Raw genomic sequence first — 26,092 nt, forward strand, 5'->3', positions numbered from 1 at the left:
GGGTTTCCAGCAGGCGGGCAAAAAGGAAGGGGGTTGGGGGGAAGAAATTTTTGTCCGCCTGCTCACCGCGCCGAAGGCGCGGCTGGGGCGAGAACGGCGCTACTCTCTTGCTCCGATCCAAACTAAACCAAAAATCCGCTGAACAGCGGATTTTTGGTTTGAGGGCTTGTGGAGCGGGAGACGGGAATCGAACCCGCATTAACAGATTGGAAATCTGGAGTTCTGCCATTGAACTACTCCCGCAGAGGACTTATTAGGCAAGGTAAACCATTTTTAAATGAGAATATGCCTCTAATTTAGCACAGATATTGTCAAAAGTAAATTTGCTATTGACAATATATCTTTGCGTGATACCGTGTACCTACACCTATGGTTAAGGTGTACATAAATCATTAACTACTTATTTTAAAAACATGACTACTCGCAAAGAAAGGGCTCTTATAAATTTTAAAAAAACCCAAGGGCTGATGTTAAAAATCATTAAAATGGTTGAAACAGACAAATACTGCATTGACATTATGCAACAAAACCTGGCAGCAGTAGGGCTTTTGAGGTCAGCCCATCAAATGTTGATGGAAAATCATCTCAATACTTGTTTCAAAATGGCAATGGGAACAAAAAACGAAAAAATGAAACAAGAAAAGGCCCAAGAAATTCTAAAAGTCACAAAACTATTTAACAAATAACTAAATCATATGAGCGAAAACATAAAAGAACATACTTATCATATAAAGGGCATGCATTGCGCTTCTTGCGAGATATTAATAGAGAAAAGATTATTGGAATTGGAAAATATAAAATCAATAGAGGCCTCGGCTGCCAAAAGTAGGGCGCTAATTGAGCATGAAGGAGAAAGGCCATCGCCCGCAAGATTGAATGAAATCTTTAGAACAGAGGGCTATATTTTTTCCGACCAACCAGAAAAAGAGATGAGCCGGTTTAAACCAAGGGAATTTTTCATTACACTATTTTGGGGGCTGTTAATTGTTGCTGTATTCATAGGGCTGAATAGATTCGGACTATCTGGGCTTATAAATGTTAGCTCAAAGTCGTCACTATTGGTGTTTTTAGTATTTGGATTTATGGCTGGGATTTCCAGTTGCGCAGCATTAGTTGGCGGAATAATTCTCTCTATGTCCAAACAATGGGGAGAATTATACTCAAATACTGACTCTTGGTGGAAGAAAATTCAACCACACTTAATTTTTAACGCTGGCAGGATTATTTCTTACAGCGTTTTGGGGGCTGTTTTGGGCGCAATTGGAAGCAGATTAAATTTTTCTTTGAGCTTTGGGTCAATCTTGGTTATGGCTGTTTCAATTATAATGATTTTTCTGGCCCTGCAGATGTTTGGCTTTAAGGCGTTTAGGAAATTTCAGTTTACAATGCCAAAATTCATTACAAGATTTATTGCTGACGAATCTCATTTCAAGGGTCGCTATATGCCATTTTTAATGGGCGCATTTACCTTTTTCCTGCCTTGCGGTTTTACAATAACAGCACAAGGGCTTGCCCTAATATCTAGCAGCGCAATTCAGGGTGGCTTGATTATGCTTTTATTTGCCATTGGCACATTGCCAATGCTCTTGATGATTGGCTTGTCCAGCGTTAAATTTTCTCAAAAACCCCATTTGTCTCATAGGTTTTTGAAAATAGCTGGAATCTTGGTTTTGTTCTTTGCTCTGTATAATATAAATTCACAATTAAATGTTTTGGGCATGCCCAGTTTTAGCGACTTGGGCGCCAATTCTAATCAACCAAGAGCTGTTGTAAAAGATAATGGGCCTCAAAAACAAGATGGATTAGCGCCTATTGTTGATGGTAAGCAAATCTTAAAAATGGATGCTTCTTCTCGCGGATATTCGCCAAGTTATTTTAAAGTAAGGGCTGGGATGCCAGCAAGATGGGAAATCACTGATAAAGGAACCAGTGGTTGTACAAATGCCATTATTTCAAAAAATTTATTTGACGGAGAGATTCCCCTAACCCCAGGCCAGACGAGCATTAAGGAATTTATTCCTGGAAAACCGGGTAAGTATAAGTTTAGTTGTTGGATGGGCATGGTTTCAGGAATTATAGAAGTTATTGACGATGGCAATGTAGTACCAGAATATAATTCTTTAAATAGCAATGGAGATTCATTTAACCCATCAGGAGCAGAGGGTTCGGGTGGAAGCTGCGGCTCAAGCGGAGCATGCAGTTGTGGAGGAGAATAAAAATATAAATTTAATTTTTATGAAGATGAATCAGAAAACGATTCTAAAAATATCTGGCATACGCTGCGCTTCTTGTGTGGCAAACATTGAAAACGCTTTAAAAAAAGAGGCAGGAATTAAATCTGCTAATGTTAATTTTGCTTCAGAGAAACTTTATGCAGAGTTTGACCCCATAGAGACAAGCATTGCTAGCATTCAAAAAACAATTGAAAAATTGGGGTACATGGCGATAGAAGAAGTCACAGAGCAAGAGACGCATGACCATCATAAAGATGTGAAAGCTCAAGAAATTAAAAAACTAAAAACACGGCTTATCTTTGCCCTGGTTTTTGGTTTCCCGATTATCTATATGGCAATGGGCGAAATGCTTGGATTGCCAATGCCAACAGTTTTTAAAAATTACAGCGCTATCATCCAATTTGTTTTGGCAACAGCCGTTATTGTTTCCTGTTTTAATATCTGGGCATCTGGCTTTAGAAAAATGTTGGGCTTGTCTCCGAATATGGATACACTAATTTTTCTTGGCACAGCTGTCGCTTATTTTTACAGTTTAGTTATTTCTATTTTGATATTTTTAGGAACAAAAATAGAAGCTAATCTTTACTATGAAAGTGCAGCCATGATTTTGGTTTTTATTTCTTTTGGCAAATATCTGGAAGCAATAACCAAGGGCAAGACAAGCGATGCGATTAAAAAGTTAATTGGGCTCCAACCAAAAGAAGCGACCACAATAATCGGTGATGAGGAAATTAAAATTCCTATTTTTGAAGTAAAAGTCGGTGATATTATTTTGGTAAGACCTGGTGAAAAAATTCCAGTTGACGGGATTGTTATTGATGGATATTCCGGCGTTGATGAAAAAGCGATTACAGGAGAAAGCATACCCGTGGAAAAGAAAAAAGGCGATGAAGTGATTGGCGCAACAATTAATAAAACCGGTGTTTTGAAATTCAGAGCAACCCGAGTAGGCAAAGACACTATGTTGGCTCAGATTATAGAAATAGTGGAACAGGCAATGGGGTCTAAGGCTCCAATCCAGCTTTTGGCCGATAAGGTCTCTTTTTATTTTGTTCCATTTGTGATTGGCATTGCTGTTTTATCTCTCTTAGTTTGGCTTCTATTGGGACAATCACTTGCTTTTGCTTTAACAGTTTTTGTAGCTGTCTTAATTATCGCCTGCCCTTGCGCGTTAGGTCTGGCAACGCCAACCGCTGTGATGATGGGCACTGGCTTGGCAGCCAAAAGCGGCATTTTGATTAAGAGCGGTAAGGCGTTGGAAATCGCTAAGAATGTAAATATTGTTATTTTTGACAAAACAGGAACGCTAACTCGCGGAGAGCCGAGTATTACTGATATTATCCAAGTTAAGAATGAGATTAGCGAAGATTCTATCTTACAAATTGCTGCATCAGTTGAAAAGAATTCCGAGCATCCCTTGGCACAGGCAATTATTAATAAAGCAAAAGAGAAAAATCTTGTCTTGAGCAAAGCAGAAGGGTTTCAAGCCATACCCGGCCATGGTGTTTCGGCCCAATTGTCTGGAATTAAAAAAATACTTTTTGGAACAAGAAAACTAATGACTGACAATCAAATTAATCCAGACAGGATAGAAGAAAAAATGGTCGTTTTAGAAGACCAAGGCAAAACAGCAATGATTTTAGCGCAAAATAAAGAGATTATTGGCATTATTGCAGTGGCTGACACTCTTAAGGACTATTCAAAACAAGCAGTTCAGATGCTTCACAAGATGGGCAAGGGGGTTGCAATGATTACGGGAGATAATAAAAGGGTCGGGCAAGCCATTGCCAAGCAAGTTGGCATAAATAGGGTTTTGTCAGAGGTTTTGCCGCAAGAAAAATCAGCTGAAATTAAGAAGATACAAAGCCAAGGGAATATTGTTGCAATGGTTGGAGATGGAATAAATGATGCTCCAGCTCTGGCGCAGGCGGATTTAGGCATTGCATTGGGGTCTGGCACAGATGTGGCTATGGAAACAGGAGAAATAGTTTTAATCAAAGATGATTTGAGAGATGTGATAACAGCGATTGATTTGAGTAAATACGCTTTAAGTAAAATTAAGCAGAATCTTTTCTGGGCATTCTTTTATAATATTGTCGGCATTCCTATTGCTGCTGGTATTTTATATCCTTTTACTGGTTGGCTTTTAAATCCAGCGATTGCCGCCGCTGCTATGGCGTTTTCATCGGTTAGTGTTGTTTCAAACTCTCTTTTGATGAAAGCGTACAAACCAAGAATCATTAAATAATCTAAACAACAATATCTATAAAGGCGGAATTTTTATCCGCCCGTTTTTTGTTGAGTTCGTGGCGATAGAACAACCAATCGCCTCTGAATTTGAAAAAAGTTTAATCTGGTCGGGGTGCCCGGACTCGAACCGGGACTAAATCCTCCCAAAGGATTCGTGCTACCATTGCACTACACCCCGCATATATGATGTTAAAGGAAAATCAGTGGATTGTGAAGGGGTTGCTTCTTGCTTTCTTTTAAATGTGTTAAAATATATCAATATATAAGCGTGCCTAATGGCCAAAAAATTTTTCCAATTCAATATTTTCGCACAGTGTAAGAGATATCAAATTCCTGCATGGCAATGCCCCGAGTTTTTATTTTTTATTATGGGCATAATAATCATCATCTCAAGTATCTCATTTTATGCGATAGGCGAAAGATATGTGTCAGACCCCAGAATAGTGGCGTTAATTGTAATGATAGTTTCCATGACCCTTCTTGTCATCGCTTTCACGATTACACGCAGTTTTGAGGACTTGGCTGAAGCAAATAGAATGAAGGCAGAGTTTGTTAATATCGTTTCCCACCAATTGAGAGCTCCATTGACCAATTTAAGGTGGGCAACCCAATTTCTTCTGTCAGAAGATTTTTCCACAGTGGCTAAAAAACTTTCTACTGGCAAAGAATCAGAATACTTTGATATTATAAAAGAAAATTCTTACAGGATGGAACAATTGATTGATGATTTGCTTACCATTACTCGCTTAAAAGATGGTAGAACCAACAGCAAGAGGACAAAATTTTCTTTAGCAGGCATTACCAAGGGCACTATGGAAGAATGCCGGGCAATTGCATCAGCGTCTAATCTGTCAATAGAATTGAATGAGGATAAAAATGCGCCTTTAGTTTTTTCCAGTTATCCATTGATAAAGATAGTAGTTGATAACCTTTTGGGCAATGCTATCAACTACAGCAATGGCGGCGGTAAAATAGCGATTAAAATTAAGTCATTGCCAAAAAAGGTCCAATTTGAGATAACAGATGAAGGCATTGGGATTCCTGCAGAGGACCGGAAATATATTTTTGAAAAATTTTTCCGAGCCAAAAATGCTGTTAAGGCCGAGGTCTATGGAACCGGATTAGGGCTTTTTATCGCGAAATTAATTATTGACCAAATGAAAGGAAGGATTTGGTTTAAATCACAACAAGACAAAGGCACAACCTTTTATTTCACGCTACCAATCAATTAATCACTAATCACTAATAACTAATCAATAATAATTAATTATTTCTACTATTATGAGCAAAATTTTATTCATAGAAGATGAGGCAGCTATCCAAAAAACGCTTGGTGAGTCGTTGCGCTCAAGAGGTTTTGATGTGAAGTCAGCGCTTGATGGCGAAATAGGTCTCCGCTTGGCGAAGAGCGAAAAGCCGGACTTAATTCTTTTAGACCTGATATTGCCCAAAAAACACGGGTTAGAAGTTTTAGAGGAGTTGAGGAAAGATGAAACCACATCAAATATTCCGGTAATGATACTAACTAATTTGGAAAACGCCGGAGAGGTTGAAAAAGCAATTGAGCTTGGAGCAACCACTTATTTAGTAAAGGCAAACTACAGCTTGAACGAGGTCATAGAAAAAGTTGAACAAGCCCTGGCAAAAAAAAACATAGACAGCAAGGCATAATTAATTTTTTACTCTGTTTTTTATTATGAAACTTGATGTTAAAAGATTAAAAGCGTTCATTTTAGACGCTGATTTAGTCACAAAAGAGCAATTTAAGAAGGTAGAGCAGATAGCTAAAGCCAATGACCAGAATATAGAGGATGTTCTATCCTCTCATGATTTTATTTCCCCTGACGATTTGGCTCGGCTTAAAGCATATATTCTCGGGATGCCGTTTATTAATTTAGAGCAGTCCATAATCCCAAGCGATGTTTTAGAAATCATTCCAGAACCAATCGCCCGTTCTAACAACATAGTCGCTTTCAGAAAAGACAAGAAAAATTTAGAGGTGGCGATGATTGACCCGGATGACTTACAAACCATAGAGTTTATCAAAAAGAAATCCAACCTGAAAATCCTCCCTCGCCTGACTTCTCCGGAAGGGATTAAGAACGCCTTAGCCCAGTATAGAAAAACTTTAAAAGCGGAATTCCAAGACCTTATAAAAAAAGACGCAAATGGCGTGAAGGTTATTCCTTTTAAAAGAGAATTTGGAGACAAAGAAAAACAAAATCTTAAAAAAGTAGCCGAGGAACTGCCTGTTATAAGAATTGTTGATACTCTTTTAAGGCATGCGGTTTTAGATAGGGCTTCAGATATTCACATAGAGCCGACAGAAAAAGAGGTCTTGGTTCGTTATAGGATTGATGGCATATTGCACGATGCTATGACATTACCCAAGCAAATTGCCCCGGGTATTGTTGCGAGAATTAAGGTTCTTTCTAATCTCAAACTGGATGAGCAACGATTGCCCCAAGATGGACGATTTAAGTTCAAAAGCAATGACGATAAATATTCAGTAAGAGTTTCAGTCCTCCCTGTTTTGACTGGTGAAAAGGTGGTTATGCGACTTTTAGCAGAAGGAGCCAAGGGATATTCGTTGGAAGAATTAGGCCTTAAGGGCGAGGCCTTAGAATACATCCATTCAGCGATTAAGAGACCGACTGGCTTGATTTTAGTGACAGGGCCTACTGGTTCTGGAAAAACCACTACCCTGTATTCAATCTTGGAGATGTTGAATACCCCGGAAATTAATATCTGCACTGTGGAGGACCCTATTGAATACCGGATACCGAGAGTCAACCAAACACAGGTTATGCCGAAAATTGGGCTTACATTCTCTAGTGGGTTAAGGTCTTTATTAAGACAAGACCCTGATATTATAATGGTTGGCGAAATCCGCGACAATGAAACTGCTTCTTTGGCAATAAATGCCGCCCTCACCGGACACCTTGTTTTATCAACACTTCATACAAATGACGCTGCCGGAGCAATTCCAAGATTGATAGATATGAAAATAGAACCGTTCCTAATCGCTTCTACCCTCAATGTTGTTCTTGCCCAGCGGTTGGTCAGGAGATTATGCGCTTCAGGAGAGGAATACGCGCCAAGTCAGACAATTATTAAAAATTTATCCAAGCAATGCGATTGTTCAAGATTTCTCGCCGCCCTAAAAGAAGATAAAATAATAAAACAGAGTCAGAAGCTCACAGATATCAATTTTTATCATCCCAAAAAGAGCAAGTCGTGTCCGGAAGGATATAAAGGCAGGAGCGGTATTTTTGAGGTCTTGCCCATCACCGAGTCAATCAAGAGATTGATTGATGAAGGCGTTTTTTCAGAAAAAATAAAAGACCAGGCCATTAAAGAGGGAATGAGAACAATGGTGGAAGATGGTTTGGTTAAAGCAGCCCAGGGCATTACGACCATAGAAGAGGTGCTGAGAGTAATAATGGAATAACTCAAAATTTATGTCTGTCTATTCATATACTGCAAAATCGTTCAGCGGGAAAAGCAAAAAAGGAACAGTAGAGGCCAAGAGTAAAAAAGAATTGGCAAGCATGCTTAAGCAGGATGGGTTTTTTTTGATTTCAGCGGAAGCTGGGAAAGCGCCGAATAAGAAGATAAAAATTTCTTTAGGCATAAAATATGTTTCTCTTACAGAGAAACTGATGGCAACAAGGAATCTGCAGGTGATGATTGCTGCGGGAGTCCCTTTGCCAAGGTCATTGGAAATTTTGAGCACTCAGGCGAAGAACAAATATTTTAAGAAGGTTTTAGCCAATATTAAAAATGAGATTATTAAGGGGACAACTCTTTCAGATGCTCTGAAAAAATATCCAAGGGTTTTTCCGGAAATATATTACAGTATGGTTCAAGTCGGAGAGCAAACAGGTAAAATGGAAGAGGTTCTTGATATTCTCGCCATCCAACTTGAAAGAGCTCATGAGTTGAAGTCAAAGGTGATTGGGGCGATGGTTTATCCAGCAGTGATTATTGCAGCAATGCTTGTTATTGGAGTTATTATGTTGGTCAAGGTCGTGCCTCAGCTTAGTAAAACATTTGAGGAGTTGGGAGTAGACCTTCCTCCGATGACATTGCTTGTAATCGGACTCGGGAATTTCTTAGTCAATAGGTGGTATATAGTAATTTTAATATTATTGGTATTGGTCTTTGCAATTATAATTCTAATAAGAAATAAGACCGGCAAGAAGTATTTTGACGCATGGCTTTTGCGAATTCCAGTAATATCAGGGTTAATTAAAAAAATTAATTGCGCCTATACTTCTATCACCTTGAGCGCATTGATTCAAGGAGGGGTCCCGATTGTTACAGCATTGGGGATTTCGGTTGGCGCAGTGAGCAATACTCATTTCAAAGACGCGCTTAAAGACGCTGCCAAAAAAGTCCAAAAAGGAGAACGATTGTCTTCTGCTATGTCTAAGTTCCCGAATCTTTATCCGAACCTATTTTTACAGATGCTTCAAGTTGGCGAAGAGACCGGCGAAACATCTGGTATGCTTTCCAAATTAGCTAATTTTTTTGAGGGCCAGGTAAATAATATTACTAAGAATTTATCGTCTATTATAGAGCCGGTTCTTTTACTCTTTGTTGGAGCTGTTGTCGCTTTTTTTGCAATTGCCATGGTTCAGCCGATTTATTCAATAATGTCGGGCATGTGAGGAATCGTAAAGCGAAAAACACAAAACACAAAATAAAAAGTGAAAAAGATAAAAAAGAAATTATCCAATAAAGGATTGACTCCCCGCTTTTTTTCTTACAATCAAAATGGGGGGTTCACCTTAATAGAGGTGCTTGTTGCCACTCTTTTAATCTCCATTATTTTTTTGGGGATTTTCGGCGGTTTTCAGTTAGCAGTAAGGGTAGTGGCGCAATCCAAAGCCAGAATGCAGGCAGTGTATTTGGCGTCAGAAAAAATAGAAGAGATGCGAGGATTGAACTTTGTTGACATTGAAACAACCCAAGAAAGTATTGTCGTTAATGGCGTTGAATATAATACGGAAACAATAGTAGAGGATTTTGACGATTGCGCGGACGGGACTATTGAGGGATTTGATTGTTCTGGAGCAATTGTTTTGCCGGATACCGCGCCTGATGATTATAAAAAAATAAAAGTAAGGGTTTCCTGGCAGACCTTTTTTGGCGGTGAAATGGTTTTAAGCTCTTATGCTGCCTCTGAATCATTGGAAACAGGGGAAGGCAAGGGGGCTATGAGGGTTTCTTTAAGCGATAGCTTGGGCCAGCCAATAGAGATTTTGACTGGGGACCAATTAGCCCCATGTTCTGCGAGTTCAATCAATATAATAAACAATGGGTATGGCCTTGACCAATGTTATGGCACAGATACCAATAACCCCGGGGTCAGGGTTTTAATTTTGGATGAGTCATTGGAGCCGGATGATTATAAAATTATTGTTTCAAAGAGTGGTTATGCCGCAGCCGAGACATTTCGTTCTGGAGACACATACGGAGGAACAATAATCTCCACGCCAAACAGGAAAAATCCAACAATCAATGAAGGAGAGCTCTATCCGATTACTTTTATCATTGATTTGTTGAGCGATTTGAATATTAGCACAGCGCTCGCTTGGAGCGGAGATAGTTTTTTTGATACTTTTCTGAACCAGAACAAAATCTCTACAATAGAGAATCTTATTGTATCCAACGGACAAGCAACTCTAGCAACCAGCTCCCCTATTAGTTATTTTGATTCAGGATATTTAGAATCAACGCCAATAGTTCCCGGCGAGATTACTGAATGGTATGATTTTGAATGGTCGGAATTAGAAGACACAGATACAGATATTACATATCAGGTCTTTTATGCAACCAGTAGTTCGTGGCTTTTGGTTCCTGATATTGATATCCCGGGAAATAGCAGTGGCTTAGAAATGTCACCCGTTGATTTAAGCCAAATGGATATTAATAAATATTCTGAATTAAAAATAGGGGCGAATTTTTCAACAAGCGATGTCCTTAAAACACCCACCTTATATGAATGGCGCGCTTCTTGGAAGAATGGCGAGGAGACAATTATTTCCAATGTGAGTTTCGATATTAGGGGAGACAAGACAGTTGGGACAGATATCGAGGAATACTTGATTTATAAATATTCAGAAACACTAACATCAGATTCAGGCGGGCATAAATTAATATCAGGATTAGAAACAGATAATTACTATTTTTCAGGTTTTATAAAAAACGGAAGCGCGCTTAATCTTAACAGTAGTTTGAGCCCAATGCCTTTTAATCTTTTATCAGGCACAAGCACGGGATTTACTCTATACCTTGAATCAGACAATTCTTTACTCGTTAAAGTTAAAGATGTTTCAATCGCAGAGCCGGTTTTTGGCGCTGGAGTCCGACTTTCCAATCAAGGATTAGGATATGATGTGAGCTTGACTACGAATGAGTCAGGAGAAGCGTTGTTCCTTCCTTTGCAAATAAGCGCAAATTATGTTTTAGAGATTCAGGCGCAAAATTATTATGAAGAAACGATTCCTATTGCTGTTTCAGGAAATAATTATAAAGAAGTAGGCATAGAGAGATATGAATAAACGATTCTCACTATGAATAAAGGATTTACATTAATAGAAACAATTGTCGCTGTGTTTATTTTAAGCGTTATAACAACAGGGTTATTTTCTATCATCCCTGCCATTTATCGCGTTGATAGCTATGCTTGGCATCAGGCGCACGCAACCAATGAGGCAAGGAGAGGGATGAAGACAATGATAAGAGAAATCAGAGAAGCAATTACCGGCGAAGACGGGTCATATGTGCTTTTATCAGCCCAAGACAACGAACTCATTTTTTTCAGCGACATTGATAAAGACAATGACATAGAAAGAGTAAGATATTTTTTGGGAGGGACTTCAGATTATCAACAGACGCAGGAATGCGTTACCTATATTGACGGGGGCTCATGTTCAATAGTATTTTCTGATTTTTTTAATGGAACATTAAATCAAGCAGTAGTACAGGTAGGCGTTAAGGGCGATTTCGGGCTGTCTAGCGAACTCGCCAATATTTATGCTGATAGTGTTTTATTGGGTTCAATTTGTTCCAGCGTGTCATCTTGCGAAGATTGTTCAACTGTCTGGAACGGAATAATGAGCTTTGATGTTATGGGTCAGGCGTCTGATAATTATTTGCAATTGACAGCTGATGCCAGTAGCTATGTTAATGACATTTGTTCTCCGGGATATTTTGCTATGCGCGCGCAGTTTCAATTAAATTGGCAGGCAGAGGAAGCAGGAAAGGAAAGAGAGTTTAAGAGAGGGGTTGTTGAGCCAATCGGCGATATTCCACAATACCTTACAGATACGGAGGAAATAACTGTATTGTCCCGCTATGTTCAAAATCAAATAAACAGTCCACAAAAAACCGTTTTTAAATATTATGATAAAGATGGGCAGGAAATAATTGACCCGATAGAAAGAATAAACAGCACTAAGATTATAAAGATTATGTTGATAGTGAATGTTGAGCCGAATCGCGCGCCCGATGATTATTATCTGCAAAGCAAAGTTCAATTAAGAAATTTAATTTTTGATAACGAATAATGAATAGGGAAAAAGGATTTGTCATCACTTATATATTGGTCTTTGGTTCAGTGTTTTTGGTTTTGTTGGTGGCTCTTTTGGGCTTTATCTTAAGCCAAATGAGGCAGTCGCAGCACGAGTTGGCTTATGAACAATCTCTTCATATCGCAGAAGCAGGTCTAAATAGATATAGGTGGTATTTACTGCACAAAGAGCAGGAACTTTTTGGCGGGATTGAGATTGGTTGTCCGCCTTCTGATTGCGTTTCTTGCGACCCCTGCGAATACGAATATAGTTTGCCGGGCATCGGAGTAATCGGCAGGTATCGGTTGGATGTTGTTGAGGAGAGACCATGCGACATAACTACATCAATACAAGTGACTTCAACTGGCTGGACCAATCAGTTTCCCAATGCAGACAGAACAATAAGGGTTCATTATATCAAACCAACGGTTGCAGAATATTCATATATTCTTGACCATAATGTTTGGGCAGGAGATGACCGGCTAATTATGGGACCATATCATTCCAATGGAGGAATCCGTATGGATGGGCAAAATAATTCTTTTGTGAGCTCTGAACAGGAACAATGGGTTTGCACTGATTCGTATGGTTGTTCTCCATGCCCACAGGAGTGCGATTATAGCCCATTGCAAGGATGCGTTTGCTCTGGTGTTTTTACTACTGCCAATGGCAACGAAGATTTATTCAGAACAGGCGTGTCCCATTTTGACTTTGAGGGGATTACCATTGATTTGGGCACAATAAAAGGACTCACAAAACCGCCACCAGAAGGAGAGGGCAAGGGCATATATATTCCTCCTTCAAATGCTTATGGTTATCATGTTATAATCAACCAAAGGCAGTTGTCTGTAAGAAAAGTTGAGCGAGTGAGCAGTGTGTATGCTTATGATACGGAGTTGGGTTATTTCTGGGAGTATTCAATAATCAGCAGAGAGAGTTCGGCTGTTAATTACAATTTAAGCGATTGCGGATTGGTATTTATTGAAGACAATGTTTGGCTTCAGGGTACGGTGAGCGGAAAAATCACTATGGCTATCGCTGACCTGATTACACCGAGCACAACAAGAAATGTTTGGCTGAAAGACGATATTGTATATTTGAATCCTGATAATTCCGACAGTTTGGTGGTTCTTGGGCAGAACAATGTTTTGATAACCCCTGACTCGCCTAATTATTTGGACCTGCAAGGAGTGTTCATAGCCCAGACCGGCCATTTTGGAAGAAATTATTATTCTCCGTATAGTTATCCGAGTTATGCTAAAAAAGAACAGCTAAATATGTTTGGCTCTATCATTAGCAACGGCAGAGTGGGCACAAAATGGACATCTGGCAGTGTATGGGTCTCTGGCTATAAAGAGAGGCAGAATATCTATGACCCGACTATGAGCTTTAATCCCCCGCCGTTTTTACCATCTATTTCAGAGGAGTTTAGTTATAAAAAGTGGGAAGAAATACAATGAAGTTTAATGTGCTTAATTTACATCCCGGGACATTTGGGTTAGATATTTCTGACCTGTCTTTAAAAGCGGTTTCATTAAAGAAACACAGAAGACATTTAAGAATAGAGTCGCTCAAAGGAATTCTTTTGCCAGATGGCATAATTCAAGGCGGGGAAGTCAAAGATATAGAAAAACTTGCTGATTTTATAAAAAAAATAGTTAGCAAACTTAGGGGGCTTGATACTAATCAGGTGATTGTGTCTCTACCAGAAGAAAAGTCGTTTATACGGTTGCTTCGTATGCCGATAATGCCTGCGCAGGAAATAAAGGAAGCTGTACGATTTGAGGCAGAGAACTATATTCCGTTTTCAATAGACAAAGTTTATCTTGATTCACAGATTGTTCAGTCATTGGATAAAGATAATAGTTTCGTGGAAGTTCTGATAGCTGCTTTGCCGAGAAAAACAGTTGACCCTTATGTGTCTGCGATTTATGAGGCCGGCCTTATTCCTGTTGCCATGGAAACCGAATCCCAGGCAACTGCGCGAGCGCTGATAAAGGGTTCTTATATCCAGAAACCGGTTTTCATTGTTGATATGGGCGCAACTTCTACGAATTTTAGTGTTTATTCAGGCAATTCTCTGCGCTTTACTTCGTTTATCCCATTTTCTACAAATAGCTTAACAACTGTTTTATCTAAGGCATTAAAAATTAGCCCGCAAGAAGCGTATAAAGCGCAACTTCTATATGGATTTCAAAAGAAAGGAGAACGGTCTAAAAGAATATTTGAGGCGCTCCTTCCCTCAATAACCGGATTTATAGAGGAAATCAATAAACATATTGATTATTATCAAACCCATTCTTCCCAGAAAGTAAAAGATAGCGCTGATATGGATGTGAAAGAATTGATTTTCTGCGGAGGCGGAGCAAGGATTAAAGGGTTAACTGGTTTTATGTCTGAAGAAACAGGGCTGAAGGTTCAAAAGGGGGATCCATTAACAAATCTTCCATTGGAAGAGAAATTGAATAAGAAAATATCTAAAGACGAGCTACTCCCTTTTACAACAGCCATAGGACTTGCCTTGAGGGGATACAAAATTGAACTATATGATTAATTTATTGCCACCAATTGAAAAAGGTAAGAGGAGGCGAGAAAAGCAATTAAAATTGATTTGGATTTTAGGCATTTTAGTCGTGGCATCAGTCCTTTCATTCGCCTTGATTTTGCTTTCTATGAGGTTTTATATCGCTGGCCAGATAAGGGAGCAGGACATTTTAGTAGACGAAGCAAAAGGAAAAAATATTAAGGTAAATATTCTTCAGGAGAAAATAAAATCAGTCAATCGCACCTTGTCAGGACTGAATGATTTTTATCAGAGCCAATTTCCTCTTACAGATTTTTTGGAAAGGATCTCTAAATTACTTCTTCAGGATATGTATTTAGAAAGGTTCTCATATCAGGAGGAGGGCTCGCGCGTGACTTTTACCTGCTATGCACCGACAATTGATTCAATTTATCAATTCCGCGAAAGGGTTAGAAGCCAAGACGATTTTGAAGACATCAACTTTGTATTGCCGGATTGGCTTGAGCCAAACAATATAATTTTTAGAGTGAGTTTTAAGCTAAAATATGAATTATAGAAAAATATTTTATTTATCTATATTCTTGATAATACTCACAGTGTTTTTGCTTTTTATGTTTTGTATTTTTCCGGCATTAAGGGCGATTAACTTGAGCTCAAAAGAATTGGCGCTTCGCCGTCAGGAGCTTGCGTCAATTGAGTTTTTAGCTCAAAGCTTTGAGGATTTTGAAAAGAATTTTCAATTTTATGAAGAAGGGCTTGCTGAAATGGATAATCTCCTCCAGGCAGAATCCTTAATTGACCCGGAGATACCAGTGAGTTTTATTAATTTTTTTAAAGAAGAGGCATTAAATCTTAATCTTGTTTTAAAGATTTCCCCTGTCGCCTTTCATGAGAATAATAATGGACAATGGGATTATATGGTGTTCAGGATTGATGGTATGGGTAAGTTTGTTGATGCGATGAAATTTCTTGAAAAATTAGAAAACAGCAGGTGGTTAATAAAGGAAACGACATTTGACATTTCAAGCGTAAGGCAAGTCCAAGGGGCAGAAGAGTCAAAATTTGGCGGGGATTATGTAGAAATTTATCTTTCAATCGAGGCCTATGCCAAGAATTAATTTTAGAATAAATATCAAGGGCGCAAAGCGGATATCAAGAAGAGTTCTTTGGTTTTTAGGGGAAAGGGCATTTGTTGTATTTTTAACCCTTGTTTTTGTATCTCTTTTTATTGGAGCTGTAATTTTTTATTATTATGGTTTCTTGGTCATAATTGATGAACCCGAGGCAAGACCGCAAGAGGTTCAGCTTGGCGATGAGTCATACCAGCAGTTTCTGGAAAACTATCGCCAGAGGAAAGCGAACTTTGAAAATACTGACTCTAAAATTTATTTTAATCCGTTTTTCCATACAAATATTCAGCAATAAGAGGGAATTATTTTTCTAATTATTTTGCGCTAATACTCCTTGAGGCGGGCCTGTCCGCCTCAAGGGCTTGATTTAAGTAGGGTTTTTATTGTATAGTGTGAAGCATTAGCCCTCGTAGTTCAACGGATAGAATAGGGCCCTTCTAAGGCCTAGATATAGGTTCGATTCCTATCGAGGGCACAAGCGACCACTTCGTGGTCTAAATTAAAGGTTAAAAATGAAAAGTTAAAAATAAAAGATAAAATTAGAAATTAGAAATTAATATTATTATGGTGGCTATGGTGTAATGGCAGCACAGAAACTTGTGGAGTTTCCAGAGGCGGTTCGAGTCCGCTTAGCCACCAAAAATGCCAAAAACCCTTGTATTTACAAGGGTTTTTGGGTTTTATGTTTACTGGTTGTTTGACTTTTGTTTTGTAATCTAATATAATCTTATATAGTTAAAGTATAAGATAATTTATGACAAAAAATAAACGATTTGACCAACGATTATCTCAGATTCCAGCTAAGATATGGTCAAAAATAACACAGATTGATGAATTAAAAGGACAATGGATTGCTGGCGCACGATTAAGTCCGCAGATTTTAGGTCGCTTGAAGCAGTCGGTTTTGATTACCTCCACTGGCGCCTCTACTCGTATTGAGGGCGCTCGTCTTTCTGATGAGGATGTAGAAAAATTGATGCGAGGTATTGATATTCAAAAATTCACTGATAGGGATAAGCAAGAAGTGAAAGGTTATTTTGAATTGCTCGAAAATATTTTTAATTCTTGGAAATCTCTTAAATTTTCAGAAAATACTATTAAGCATTTTCACAAAGAGCTTCTTAAGTATGTCCAAAAGGATGAGATTCACCGAGGTGATTACAAAAAAGAAGAAAACAAAGTGCATATGATTAATGCAGTTGGCGAATCTGTTGGCGATCTTTTTGATACTGCGCCGGCATATCTCACGCCGAAAGAAATGCAGGAATTGATTGAGTGGACTCAATGCGTACTGAATGAAAAAAAATATCATCCACTTCTGGTTATTGGTAGTTTTTTGGTTGATTTTTTACAAATACATCCATTTCAAGATGGCAATGGTCGGCTTTCCCGTGTTTTGACCAACCTTCTTTTATTAAAAGAGGGCTATTTATATGTGCCCTATATTTCTCATGAGAAATTAGTCGAAGACAATAAGCCGGAATATTATCTTGCGCTTCGTCAAAGTCAGAAAACATTTAAGACAAAACGCGAAAACATTATTCCGTGGCTCGATTTCTTTTTAACTATTTTCCTTAAACAATCGCAGATGGCTGTTGAGTTATTATCTAAAGAAAACATAGAAAAACTTCTTTCAAGGAAACAACTTGCAGTATGGCAGTATTTGCAAGAAGTGGACGAAGTAAGTCCCGGCGAAATCGCTAAAAAAGCAAAAATTGCTCGTCCTACAGTTAATCAAGTGATGGATAGACTTTTGCGCCTTAAGAAAATCGAACGCATTGGCCTTGGCCGAAGCACAAGGTATAGGAAGATATAAAAATCATTTATAATCTTCAATCTATTCGGTGCTTGACTCAACGGGTTCTAATATCGTCCGATAGACGACCCTGTCATTCGGAAACCCAAAAACCCTTGTAGTAAATGAAGGGTTTTTTGGTTACACTATAGGCAATTTTTGTTCTCCAGTCAGACAAGTGTTATAGATGATAATCAACCAAACGAGGATATAGAGGAAGTCGTTTATCAGAATAAAATGGAGATGGGTTTAATGATGTTTTTTTTAATGCTAAAATACTAAGAATCATTAATATCTATAAAACTATGAATGATCAAAACGAAAAAGTGTCGCCAAAGCATGTTTTTTTGCATCTTTTCTCGATAAGCATGCTTTATGTAACAACAATAAATATTCTTACGCTAATTTTTCAGTTTATAAATCAGAGCATAAAAGACCCCCTTGTTTATAGCATTTATAGCAGCATTAACTCTGCAGCATATTATAGCCATAACCTTGTCAGGTCCGCATTAGCATCAATTATCATAGTTTTTCCATTATTTATTTGGGGTTCATGGTATTTGAATAAAATCTATTTAAGAATTCCTCAAGTCAGACAGATGAAAACTAGAAAATGGCTCATATATTTAACCCTCTTCATTGTTTCTCTTGTAATAGTCGGTGATTTTATCAGAATTGTTTGGGGATTTTTGGGCGGAGAAATCACTTTACGCTTTATCCTAAAAGCGTTTGCAGTTTTCATCACTTCAGGATGTATTTTCGGATATTATTTATGGGATGTGCGCAGGGAAGCGCCATCCAATCGTTCAAAATATTTTGCTTGGTTAGCGAGCGCAGTTGTCTTAACATTAATTGTAATTGGTTTTTTTCTCACAGGCTCTCCAAAACAGGAAAGATTAATGCGTTTTGATTATCAAAGGGTTAGCGCTTTGCAGGAAGTACAGTATCAAATAATAAGCTACTGGCAGAGCAAGGAGCGTCTGCCACAAGAACTTCAAGAATTAGAGGACCCGATAAGTGGATTTATGGTGCCACAAGACCCGCAGACAGGAAATCTATATGAATATACTATAAAAGGAGAGAATGAATTTGAGCTTTGCGCGGAATTCAATTTACCAAGTGATGAGAAACTGGATATAGCGGAACCAAGAATGTTGTCTGGTTCCAATTTTTCAAAGTGGAGTCATCCAGCAGGCAGATTTTGTTTTGAAAGAACAATAGACCAAGAGCTTTATCCGCCTTTCAAAAAATTATAGAAATACCTAACCTTTAGGATAGAAATTTTTCATTGACTACCCTGCGTCGAAAGCCCCGCCCTTTAGGGCGGGGAGGTTGACATTGATTTTTTGTTTTGATAAAGTAAGAATGTAAGAAAGTATTACTTAATTTAAAAATTTATGACTACAATAGTTAGGGCAACAGCTAAAGGTCAAATTACCCTGCCCATTCGATGGAGGCAGAATTTTGCTAGTAACCGCTATATTATCAAAGAGAGAGGCGGGAAATTAGAGATTGCGCCGTTTAATCTTGAAAGGTTAGAAAAAGAAGAGGGATATACGGTATTTGACGCTATCCGCGATAACAAGGGCAAGGGAATTAAGGCCAGGGACTTGGTTAAGATGTTGAAAAAAACGATTTAACTTTTTTTATGAAGGGAATAGAGAAATTATTAAAAAAGATTAACAAGCAGGATAGGCAGAGATTATTGGAGTTCATAGAAAAGTTGATTCAAGGCGAGGGAAAAGGATTGAATATTAGAAAAGTCACGGACAGTGATTTTTATCGTTCAAGGTCAGGTCGTTTTAGGATTATATTCCATTATGAAAATAAGGAGATTATCATTGACAGTATTAAATTAAGGGATAAGAATACATATAGACGATTGTAAGTTGCCCCCATAGTTCAACTGGATAGAGAAATTCTGCGTTTCAACATGTATTATTAAATCAAGAAATTGTTTTAATAGAACAAGTTTTATCTATATTTAGGGCTATTGCTATTTCTATTGAGCATGTTAAAATGAAAATATGAGAATTCACTCAATAGAAAAAATAAAAGAGTTAAAAAGACTAAGAAGGAAAGGACTTAGTATTAATGAATTAGTAACGCAATTATCAATCCCGAAGACTACGGTATGGCACCATATTCACGATATTGATGTTCCGGCAAAATATATTCCGACACTGAGAGCCAAAAGAGGTGGTAGTAAAGAACGTAAACAGAGAAACATAGAAAAAGCACAGAAACGCGCTCAAGAATTATTACGAAGTCCTAACAGGGATTTGTCAATCGTAATAGCTATGCTCTATTGGGCCGAAGGGAGCAAAAAGGGGTGCGAATTTATTAATTCTGATGGGAAAATGATAAAATCCTATTTGACTGTACTAAGAAATGTATTTAATGTTCAGGAGGAATTTATAGAGCCAACTATGAGAATATTTTCTGGCATGGATAGAAGAGAATGTTTAAATTATTGGTCCTTTATTACAGAAATACCGAAGCATAGATTTATTATTCGATTTAATGATGGGGGTAGTAAAGGAAGAACTAAATACGGAATGTGTAGAATAACAGTAAAGAAAGGGGGCGATATTTTAAAATTAATACAATCATTGAAAGATCAGGTTTATGAAGAGATAATGAACAAAACTGTAGTATAGTATTCATACAGATGCCCTCGTAGCTCAGTGGACAAGAGCAGGACACTCCTAAGGTCAAGATCGCAGGTTCAAATCCTGCCGAGGGCACAGGGCCCGTAGTCTAGTGGCAAAACACGTCTATGGCATAGATGAGCTGAGGGTTCGATTCCCTCCGGGTCCACAAGGGTTAATTATTAAACCTATTATGAAAATTGATTCTAAAAAAATAGACGAGGTTCTGACAAGGAGCGTTGAGCAAATTGTCGACAGAGATCACTTCAGTAAAGCCCTTGCTTCGGGTAAAAAATTGAGAATTAAGCATGGCATTGACCCAACTGGAGACAAGATTCATATTGGCAGAGCCATCCAGCTCTGGAAATTAAAAGCATTTCAGGATTTAGGGCATAAAATCGTTCTGATTATCGGCGACTTTACTGCTCGCATCGGCGACCCATCAGATAAGCCAGAAGGCAGAAAAGGACTTAAAGACGAGGAGATAAAAAAGAATGTCAAATCATATTCAGACCAAATTGGGAAAATACTTGATTTAAAAAAGACCGAAATTAGATATAACAGCGAATGGTTTAATAAGATGCCTCTTGGTGATTTTTTGCATTTGTCTGGCAATTTTTCTGTTCAACAATTAGTTCAAAGAAGAAATTTCCACGAAAGATGGAAAAAAGGAGAGCCAATTTCATTGAAAGAGATTTGCTATCCCCTTTTGCAGGGCTATGATTCAGTAGCAGTCAAGGCAGATATTGAATTGGGCGGTTATGACCAGCTTTTTAATCTTAATGCTGGAAGAGATATTCAGCGATTATTTGGAATGTATCCGCAAGATATAATGACCTTAAAAATGCTTTCAGGGCTTGATGGCAGAAAGATGTCCACTAGTTGGGGTAATGTGATTAATATTGTTGATAAACCGGAAGATATGTATGGGAAATTGATGTCTATGCGGGATGAAATGATTTTTGATTATTTTGAGCTTTGCACGCTTCTTGCTGAAAAAGAATTAAGCGAAATTAAAAGAGAACTTAAGAATAAGAATATTAATCCAAGAGACATTAAAGCCAGATTAGCCAGAGAGATTGTTTCTATGTATCACAGCGAAAAATTAGCGCAAAAAGCAGGGCAAGAGTTTGATAAAATATTCAAAGAGAAAAGAATGCCCTCCAAGATGCCAGTATTTTTTACTCCAAAGCCGAGTTATCCAATAGTTGAGCTTTTATTTCATCTAGGACTAGCCAGCTCTAAGGGGGAGGGCAAGAGATTGGTGCTCCAGGGAGGAGTTAGAGTTGATTCTAATGTAATAAAAGATTTTAAACAGGAAATAAAAGTGAGGGATGAAATGATTATTCAAGTTGGCAAAAGAAAATTTGCTAAGCTAATTACCCATGACATCAGATGCTAATAAAGAAAGAGTCGCCATTGTTGGCGCAGGAATTATTGGACTTTATTTGGCTTGGCGCTTAAGCCAAAAGGGCCATAGCGTCACGGTGTTTGAGAAAAAGAGCAATATTGGAGGCAAGCCCTGCACTGCCCTGATATCAGAAAGGATTAAAGAGTATTTGCCAATAAGCGATAGAGTTTATCAAGGAAGAGTAGAATCAATTTTAGTTCATTTTCCCAAGAAAGACATCAGAATTAAAGCGCGCCCTGCTTATCTTGTTTTTAATAGAGATGCCCTGGAGAACTTTGTCTATGATTTAGCAAAACAAGCAGGCGCAGAGATAGTTTTTAATAAAGAAATCAAGGAAATTCCAAAGGGTTTCACAAAGATTATTGGATGCGACGGAGCCCTATCGCAGACAAGGCAATTATTATCTATACCAATTCCTGTTTGTCGTTTGGGAATACAATTTTTTGTTGATAGGGCTGATAGGACTGATATGGCCGGAGAATCTATTGAGGTTTGGCCTCAAAAATTCGCTTGTCCTCCGAAATACGGCTTTGCGTGGAAAGTTCTCAAGAAAGACAACATTGAATATGGAATTATTGGCCCAACCAAAGAGGCGAAGAATGGGCTTGATGTATTTTTGACAAAACAAGAAATATATTTAAATGAAGGTGATTTTAAGGCAGCGATGATTCCTCAAGGATTGCGGTTGCCAAAATCAGACAAGATTACTTTGCTTGGTGATTCCGCTGGCATGACCAAGCCGACAACTGGTGGGGGGATTATTTGGGGATTTAAAGCTGGCGATATTTTAGCAGATTGTTTTCCTGATTTTAAAAAATATCGAAGAAAGACCAAAAGATTTTTTATTCTCAAGATTTTAAAAGGCAGAATAGCAGTTTCTGCTAGTTATTTCTTGGGCAATTATTTCCCCTTCCTGCTCCCTAAAAAAATATCAATTGACCCAGATTTATTTTAAATCTGTCATCTGTATTTTAGGAATAGTAAATAATCAATAATAAATAATAAATAATGACTTGGAGAGGTACCGAAGTTCGGCTATAACGGCACGGTTTCGAAAACCGTCGGCCCCTAAAGGGCGCGTGGGTTCAAATCCCACCCTCTCCGCATAAATTTTTGCCTTTACAAAAATTTGAGTAGTTAGTAATTAGTAATTAGTAGTTAGGACAAGGAAGTAGATTTTTATTCAAACAAAAATTTATTCCTAACTACAAATTACACACACAAATTACGATTTCAAATAAAGGAAAAAGCCGCATGAGGCGGTTTTTGCTTGAAAAATAGCGGGATTAGGTGTATTATTCCTATTACTCTATCTATGTCTGCATATGAAAAAATCAAAAAAAGACAATTTAAAAGAACGGGCGCCGATAGTGGTGGTTATTGGTCATGTTGACCATGGTAAGTCCTCGCTCTTGGAGGCGATTAAGGATTTTCGAATTACACAAAAAGAATCAGGCGGGATTACTCAGCATATCGGGGCTTATGAATTAGAGCACAAAGGAAAGAATATTACATTTATTGATACGCCCGGGCATGAAGCGTTTTGCGCTATGCGCTCAAGAGGCGCTAATGTTGCTGATATGGCTGTTTTAGTAGTAGCTGCCGAAGAGGGAGTGAAACCGCAAACAAAGGAAGCGATAAATTGCATTCAAGAAACAGGCATACAGGTTATTGTGGCTATCAACAAAATAGACAAGCCAGAAGCTAATCCGCAAAAAGTAAAAGGCGAATTAGCAAAGGCAGGAATAGTTACAGAAGACATGGGTGGCAATATTCCTTGTGTTCTAACTTCTGCGACCCAAAAGATAGGGATTGATGATTTGCTGGAAATGATTTTATTGCTCGCCGAGATGCACGAGATTAAGGCTAGATATGAAAAGCCAGCAGAAGGCGTGATTATTGAAACTTATTTGGATGATAAAAGAGGGTGCATGGCAACGCTTTTGGTCAAAGACGGAATTTTAGAAGCGCAGGACATTGTAGCCACACCGTCAGCCATTGGAAAGATAAAAAATATGGAGGATTTCCAGGGCAATAATCTTAAGCAAGCAATTCCCTCTCAGCCAGTTTCGGTCTTAGGATTTGAAACAGTGCCTTTTGTGGGAGAAATTTTTAAAACATTTCCTGATATTGAAAAGGCGAGAGAATATGTTATAAAAGAAGGCAGAGAAAAACAGCAAAACTGTATTCAAACGGAAGAGGGGCATAAGTTCTTGAATATTATTTTAAAAACAGATGTTACAGGGTCGCTGGATGCCATAGAAGGAATGATTAGGGCAATACCGCAAAATGAAATGGCGGTCCATATTCTCAAGTCAGGAGCAGATACTATCACGGAAGATGATGTCCAAACAGCGGTTTCTGGAAAAGCGAAAATATTCGCTTTTAGGATAAAAGCGAATCCAAATGCCATAAGGTTGGCTGACCAGAAAAAGGTAACTATTCTGCATTACGATGTCATATACGAGCTGATTCAAAATCTTAGGCGCTTGATGAAGCAGGAAGCAGAGCAGGAAATAGTGCGTAGAGATATCGGGAAAATGCAGATATTAAAGGTTTTTATGACCGAGAAAGACAGTCAGATTGTAGGTGGCAGGGTGGTGGAAGGAGAAATTATTAAAAATTCTAAATTAGAAATATACAGGAATAACGAATTAATCGGCAAAGGTACGATTTCAGGAATCCAAAAAGAGAAAAAATCAGCGGAAAGAGGGGTCTTGGATGACGAAATAGGAATACTTTATCGGGGGACCACCAAGATAGAAGAGGACGATATTTTATCCTTTTTCGTAGAAGAGAAAAAGCAAGTAGATATTTAAACATAATATAAATGTTTTCAAGGATAGACCGACTTAACGAGCTTTTAAAAAGGGAAATAGGAAGCATTATTTTAAGAGAAGAAGGGTTTGATAGAAATGTTTTGGTCACGATAACTAAAGTGGATATTTCAAGTGATTTGAGCAACGCAAAAGTGTTTGTGAGTGTGATGCCTGCGGACAGGAGAAGGGAAATGATAAATTATCTTAGGGCTGATATTTATAACATACAGAAAATTCTGGACAGGAAATTGCGCATAAGAAAAGTTCCTAAAATAATTTTTTGTGAGGAAAAACAGGTTGAAGAAGCGGGAAGAATTGAGGAATTGTTGTCAGTGATTCATAAAAATAGCGAACAATAATTGATAATTGTCTTTGGCCAGGTAGCCAAGTAGCAAGGCAGCGGTCTGCAAAACCGCTATACGTGGGTGCAACTCCCGCCCTGGCCTTAAAATATATTGCGCCGGGGTGGTGGAATGGTTTACACGATGGATTTAAAATCCATTGGGCGCAAGCCCATGTGGGTTCGACTCCCACTCCCGGCATATGGGCGGTTAGCTCAGTTGGTAGAGCGTTCGCTTGACGTGCGAAAGGTTTCACTGGTTCGAGCCCAGTACCGCCCACCAAGCCGCGGTAGCTCCCTCCTTCGCCCTCATAATATTCGGGCTTCGGAAGGGCAAGTATCAATTTTGAGAATCATATTTGCTTTTCCGAAGCTCTGGTACTCCAGAGCACAGGAGAGCCGCGGTAGCTCAGGGGTAGAGCAAACGACTGAAAATCGTTGGGTCGTCAGTTCGATTCTGACCCGCGGCACATAATTGAGCATTTTGAAATGCGGGTGTCGTATAATGGTTCATTACGCTACCTTGCCAAGGTAGTGATGGCGGTTCGATTCCGCTCACCCGCTCCAAAAATACGCCTGTTTGGCGTTTTTTGTTCCAAAATACCCAAAATCCTTGACAAGTAGGGTGTAAAAATGCTATGATATAGTCAGATTCGGAAAAAATATATAAATATATGAAAACTAAAATTCAAGGATACATTGAATTTTTTATTATCTGGGGCGTTGTTGGCGGAGTAATTTTTTCTTTGTCAGGCGCTTTAGCTGCTTACCAGGACAATTCTTTGCCTGATGATTATTTTGAATCAGGAGGCGCTTTGGCATTTGTTCAAGGAAATAGCGCTGTTTCCAATATAGAGCATTTTTTAGCAGTGCCGAGAGCAACAAATTCAAAGACGATTAAGGTTGTTGTCACTGCTTATTCTTCTTGCCCAATGGAAACAGATGACGACCCATATATCACTGCTTCTGGCTCATGGGTTCGTGACGGCATAGTGGCTACAAATTTTCTTCCCTTTGGTACAGAAATAAGGATTCCAGAGATATATGGAGACAAGGTTTTCGTTGTTGAAGACAGAATGCATTCCAGAAAGACGCAACAAGTGGATATTTGGTTTCCATCTAAGCAAGAAGCCCTTGAATTCGGAGCGCGTTATAGCTATATAGAGGTTGTGGAGATTTAAATTAATATTTGATTGAATTAGGAAAACAAAAAATCGCCCTGAGTTTATCAAAGGGCGATTTTTTGTTCTTATAATAGAGGTGCCGAGGGTGGGAGTTGAACCCACACGCCATTGCTGGCACATCCCCCTCAAAGATGCGAGTCTACCTATTTCTCCACCTCGGCTCTCAACCAACGC

24 protein-coding genes and 12 tRNA genes are annotated in these 26,092 nt (G+C 38.5%); 33 read left to right on the top strand and 3 right to left on the bottom strand.

Features of this window, described 5'->3' with window-relative positions; genetic code table 11:
* Positions 1-169: 169 nt before the first annotated feature.
* Positions 170-243: transfer RNA gene (locus tag KJ562_01640), tRNA-Gly, on the bottom strand.
* Between the two features lie 170 nt (positions 244-413).
* Here KJ562_01640 and KJ562_01645 point away from each other — a divergent pair.
* Genes KJ562_01645 through KJ562_01655 form a run of 3 tightly spaced genes read left to right on the top strand, consistent with a single transcriptional unit; the run spans position 414 to position 4,482 of the window.
* A complete protein-coding gene (locus KJ562_01645) occupies positions 414-686 on the top strand; it encodes a metal-sensing transcriptional repressor (protein MBU3964416.1) in 273 nt (90 codons plus the stop codon).
* A gap of 9 nt (positions 687-695) precedes the next feature.
* Positions 696-2,216, top strand: coding sequence for a sulfite exporter TauE/SafE family protein (locus KJ562_01650; protein MBU3964417.1), 1,521 nt, complete (start codon positions 696-698; stop codon positions 2,214-2,216).
* Positions 2,131-4,482: a heavy metal translocating P-type ATPase gene (locus KJ562_01655; protein MBU3964418.1), complete on the top strand. Its 2,352-nt coding sequence runs from the start codon at positions 2,131-2,133 to the stop codon at positions 4,480-4,482. Before KJ562_01650 ends, KJ562_01655 begins: the two co-directional genes overlap by 86 nt.
* A 106-nt stretch (positions 4,483-4,588) precedes the next feature.
* Here KJ562_01655 and KJ562_01660 read toward each other — a convergent pair.
* Positions 4,589-4,662 (bottom strand) — tRNA-Pro (locus KJ562_01660).
* A gap of 97 nt (positions 4,663-4,759) precedes the next feature.
* On the opposite strand from KJ562_01660, the gene KJ562_01665 reads away from it, so the two are divergent.
* The 30 genes from KJ562_01665 to KJ562_01810 all read left to right on the top strand — a co-directional run bounded on the left by KJ562_01665 (position 4,760) and on the right by KJ562_01810 (position 25,915).
* A complete protein-coding gene (locus tag KJ562_01665) occupies positions 4,760-5,716 on the top strand; it encodes a HAMP domain-containing histidine kinase (protein MBU3964419.1) in 957 nt (318 codons plus the stop codon).
* 49 nt (positions 5,717-5,765) lie between these two features.
* Positions 5,766-6,155: a response regulator gene (locus KJ562_01670; protein ID MBU3964420.1), complete on the top strand. Its 390-nt coding sequence runs from the start codon at positions 5,766-5,768 to the stop codon at positions 6,153-6,155.
* A 25-nt stretch (positions 6,156-6,180) separates the two neighbouring features.
* Positions 6,181-7,935 carry a GspE/PulE family protein gene (locus tag KJ562_01675; GenBank protein MBU3964421.1) on the top strand — a complete coding sequence of 585 codons (1,755 nt, stop codon included), beginning with the start codon at positions 6,181-6,183 and terminating at the stop codon, positions 7,933-7,935.
* A gap of 10 nt (positions 7,936-7,945) precedes the next feature.
* Positions 7,946-9,157, top strand: a complete 1,212-nt coding sequence (locus tag KJ562_01680; GenBank protein ID MBU3964422.1) for a type II secretion system F family protein — start codon at positions 7,946-7,948, stop codon at positions 9,155-9,157.
* 39 nt (positions 9,158-9,196) lie between these two features.
* Positions 9,197-11,053 (top strand): type II secretion system GspH family protein, encoded by a 1,857-nt coding sequence (locus tag KJ562_01685; protein ID MBU3964423.1) that lies wholly within the window; start codon positions 9,197-9,199, stop codon positions 11,051-11,053.
* Positions 11,054-11,065: 12 nt separating this feature from the next.
* Positions 11,066-12,061, top strand: a complete 996-nt coding sequence (locus KJ562_01690; protein MBU3964424.1) for a prepilin-type N-terminal cleavage/methylation domain-containing protein — start codon at positions 11,066-11,068, stop codon at positions 12,059-12,061.
* A complete protein-coding gene (locus KJ562_01695) occupies positions 12,061-13,524 on the top strand; it encodes a hypothetical protein (GenBank protein MBU3964425.1) in 1,464 nt (487 codons plus the stop codon). Before KJ562_01690 ends, KJ562_01695 begins: the two co-directional genes overlap by 1 nt.
* On the top strand, positions 13,521-14,618 hold the full coding sequence (gene pilM, locus KJ562_01700; protein ID MBU3964426.1) for a type IV pilus assembly protein PilM: 1,098 nt from the start codon (positions 13,521-13,523) through the stop codon (positions 14,616-14,618). Before KJ562_01695 ends, pilM begins: the two co-directional genes overlap by 4 nt.
* A complete protein-coding gene (locus KJ562_01705; protein ID MBU3964427.1) occupies positions 14,611-15,144 on the top strand; it encodes a hypothetical protein in 534 nt (177 codons plus the stop codon). The genes pilM and KJ562_01705 overlap by 8 nt, the downstream gene beginning before the upstream one ends.
* Entirely contained in the window at positions 15,134-15,706 is a 573-nt protein-coding gene (locus KJ562_01710) for a hypothetical protein (GenBank protein ID MBU3964428.1), read from the top strand. Before KJ562_01705 ends, KJ562_01710 begins: the two co-directional genes overlap by 11 nt.
* A complete protein-coding gene (locus tag KJ562_01715) occupies positions 15,693-16,013 on the top strand; it encodes a hypothetical protein (protein ID MBU3964429.1) in 321 nt (106 codons plus the stop codon). The genes KJ562_01710 and KJ562_01715 overlap by 14 nt, the downstream gene beginning before the upstream one ends.
* Positions 16,014-16,121: 108 nt before the next feature.
* A tRNA-Arg gene (locus KJ562_01720) sits at positions 16,122-16,193 on the top strand.
* Between the two features lie 279 nt (positions 16,194-16,472).
* Entirely contained in the window at positions 16,473-17,534 is a 1,062-nt protein-coding gene (locus KJ562_01725; protein MBU3964430.1) for a Fic family protein, read from the top strand.
* 284 nt (positions 17,535-17,818) lie between these two features.
* A complete protein-coding gene (locus tag KJ562_01730) occupies positions 17,819-18,769 on the top strand; it encodes a hypothetical protein (GenBank protein MBU3964431.1) in 951 nt (316 codons plus the stop codon).
* A gap of 141 nt (positions 18,770-18,910) precedes the next feature.
* Positions 18,911-19,153 (top strand): hypothetical protein, encoded by a 243-nt coding sequence (locus KJ562_01735; protein MBU3964432.1) that lies wholly within the window; start codon positions 18,911-18,913, stop codon positions 19,151-19,153.
* Positions 19,154-19,161: 8 nt separating this feature from the next.
* Positions 19,162-19,401 (top strand): hypothetical protein, encoded by a 240-nt coding sequence (locus KJ562_01740; GenBank protein ID MBU3964433.1) that lies wholly within the window; start codon positions 19,162-19,164, stop codon positions 19,399-19,401.
* Positions 19,402-19,540: 139 nt separating this feature from the next.
* Complete coding sequence (locus KJ562_01745; protein ID MBU3964434.1) at positions 19,541-20,173, top strand: hypothetical protein; 633 nt, start codon at positions 19,541-19,543, stop codon at positions 20,171-20,173.
* 13 nt (positions 20,174-20,186) lie between these two features.
* A tRNA-Arg gene (locus tag KJ562_01750) sits at positions 20,187-20,260 on the top strand.
* Positions 20,261-20,262: 2 nt separating this feature from the next.
* Positions 20,263-20,333, top strand: a tRNA-Ala gene (locus tag KJ562_01755).
* 24 nt (positions 20,334-20,357) lie between these two features.
* Entirely contained in the window at positions 20,358-21,566 is a 1,209-nt protein-coding gene (locus KJ562_01760; GenBank protein MBU3964435.1) for a tyrosine--tRNA ligase, read from the top strand.
* Complete coding sequence (locus tag KJ562_01765) at positions 21,550-22,530, top strand: NAD(P)/FAD-dependent oxidoreductase (GenBank protein ID MBU3964436.1); 981 nt, start codon at positions 21,550-21,552, stop codon at positions 22,528-22,530. The genes KJ562_01760 and KJ562_01765 overlap by 17 nt, the downstream gene beginning before the upstream one ends.
* A 60-nt stretch (positions 22,531-22,590) precedes the next feature.
* A tRNA-Ser gene (locus KJ562_01770) sits at positions 22,591-22,679 on the top strand.
* Between the two features lie 221 nt (positions 22,680-22,900).
* Complete coding sequence (gene infB / locus KJ562_01775; GenBank protein MBU3964437.1) at positions 22,901-24,394, top strand: translation initiation factor IF-2; 1,494 nt, start codon at positions 22,901-22,903, stop codon at positions 24,392-24,394.
* A gap of 11 nt (positions 24,395-24,405) precedes the next feature.
* The gene (rbfA, locus tag KJ562_01780) at positions 24,406-24,753 is read left to right on the top strand and encodes a 30S ribosome-binding factor RbfA (GenBank protein ID MBU3964438.1); all 348 of its coding nucleotides are present in this window, start codon (positions 24,406-24,408) and stop codon (positions 24,751-24,753) included.
* A gap of 15 nt (positions 24,754-24,768) precedes the next feature.
* Positions 24,769-24,840: transfer RNA gene (locus KJ562_01785), tRNA-Cys, on the top strand.
* A 13-nt stretch (positions 24,841-24,853) separates the two neighbouring features.
* Positions 24,854-24,936, top strand: a tRNA-Leu gene (locus KJ562_01790).
* 3 nt (positions 24,937-24,939) lie between these two features.
* Positions 24,940-25,017: transfer RNA gene (locus KJ562_01795), tRNA-Val, on the top strand.
* Between the two features lie 115 nt (positions 25,018-25,132).
* A tRNA-Phe gene (locus tag KJ562_01800) sits at positions 25,133-25,204 on the top strand.
* A 21-nt stretch (positions 25,205-25,225) separates the two neighbouring features.
* Positions 25,226-25,301, top strand: a tRNA-Gly gene (locus KJ562_01805).
* A gap of 107 nt (positions 25,302-25,408) precedes the next feature.
* Positions 25,409-25,915 (top strand): 3D domain-containing protein, encoded by a 507-nt coding sequence (locus tag KJ562_01810; protein MBU3964439.1) that lies wholly within the window; start codon positions 25,409-25,411, stop codon positions 25,913-25,915.
* Positions 25,916-25,995: 80 nt separating this feature from the next.
* On the opposite strand, the gene KJ562_01815 is transcribed toward KJ562_01810, so the two are convergent.
* Positions 25,996-26,079 (bottom strand) — tRNA-Leu (locus tag KJ562_01815).
* Positions 26,080-26,092 lie beyond the last annotated feature (13 nt).

The organism is Patescibacteria group bacterium (assembly GCA_018900835.1).
In the GTDB taxonomy this organism is placed as follows: Bacteria; Patescibacteriota; Minisyncoccia; order Minisyncoccales; family PEYH01; genus PEYH01.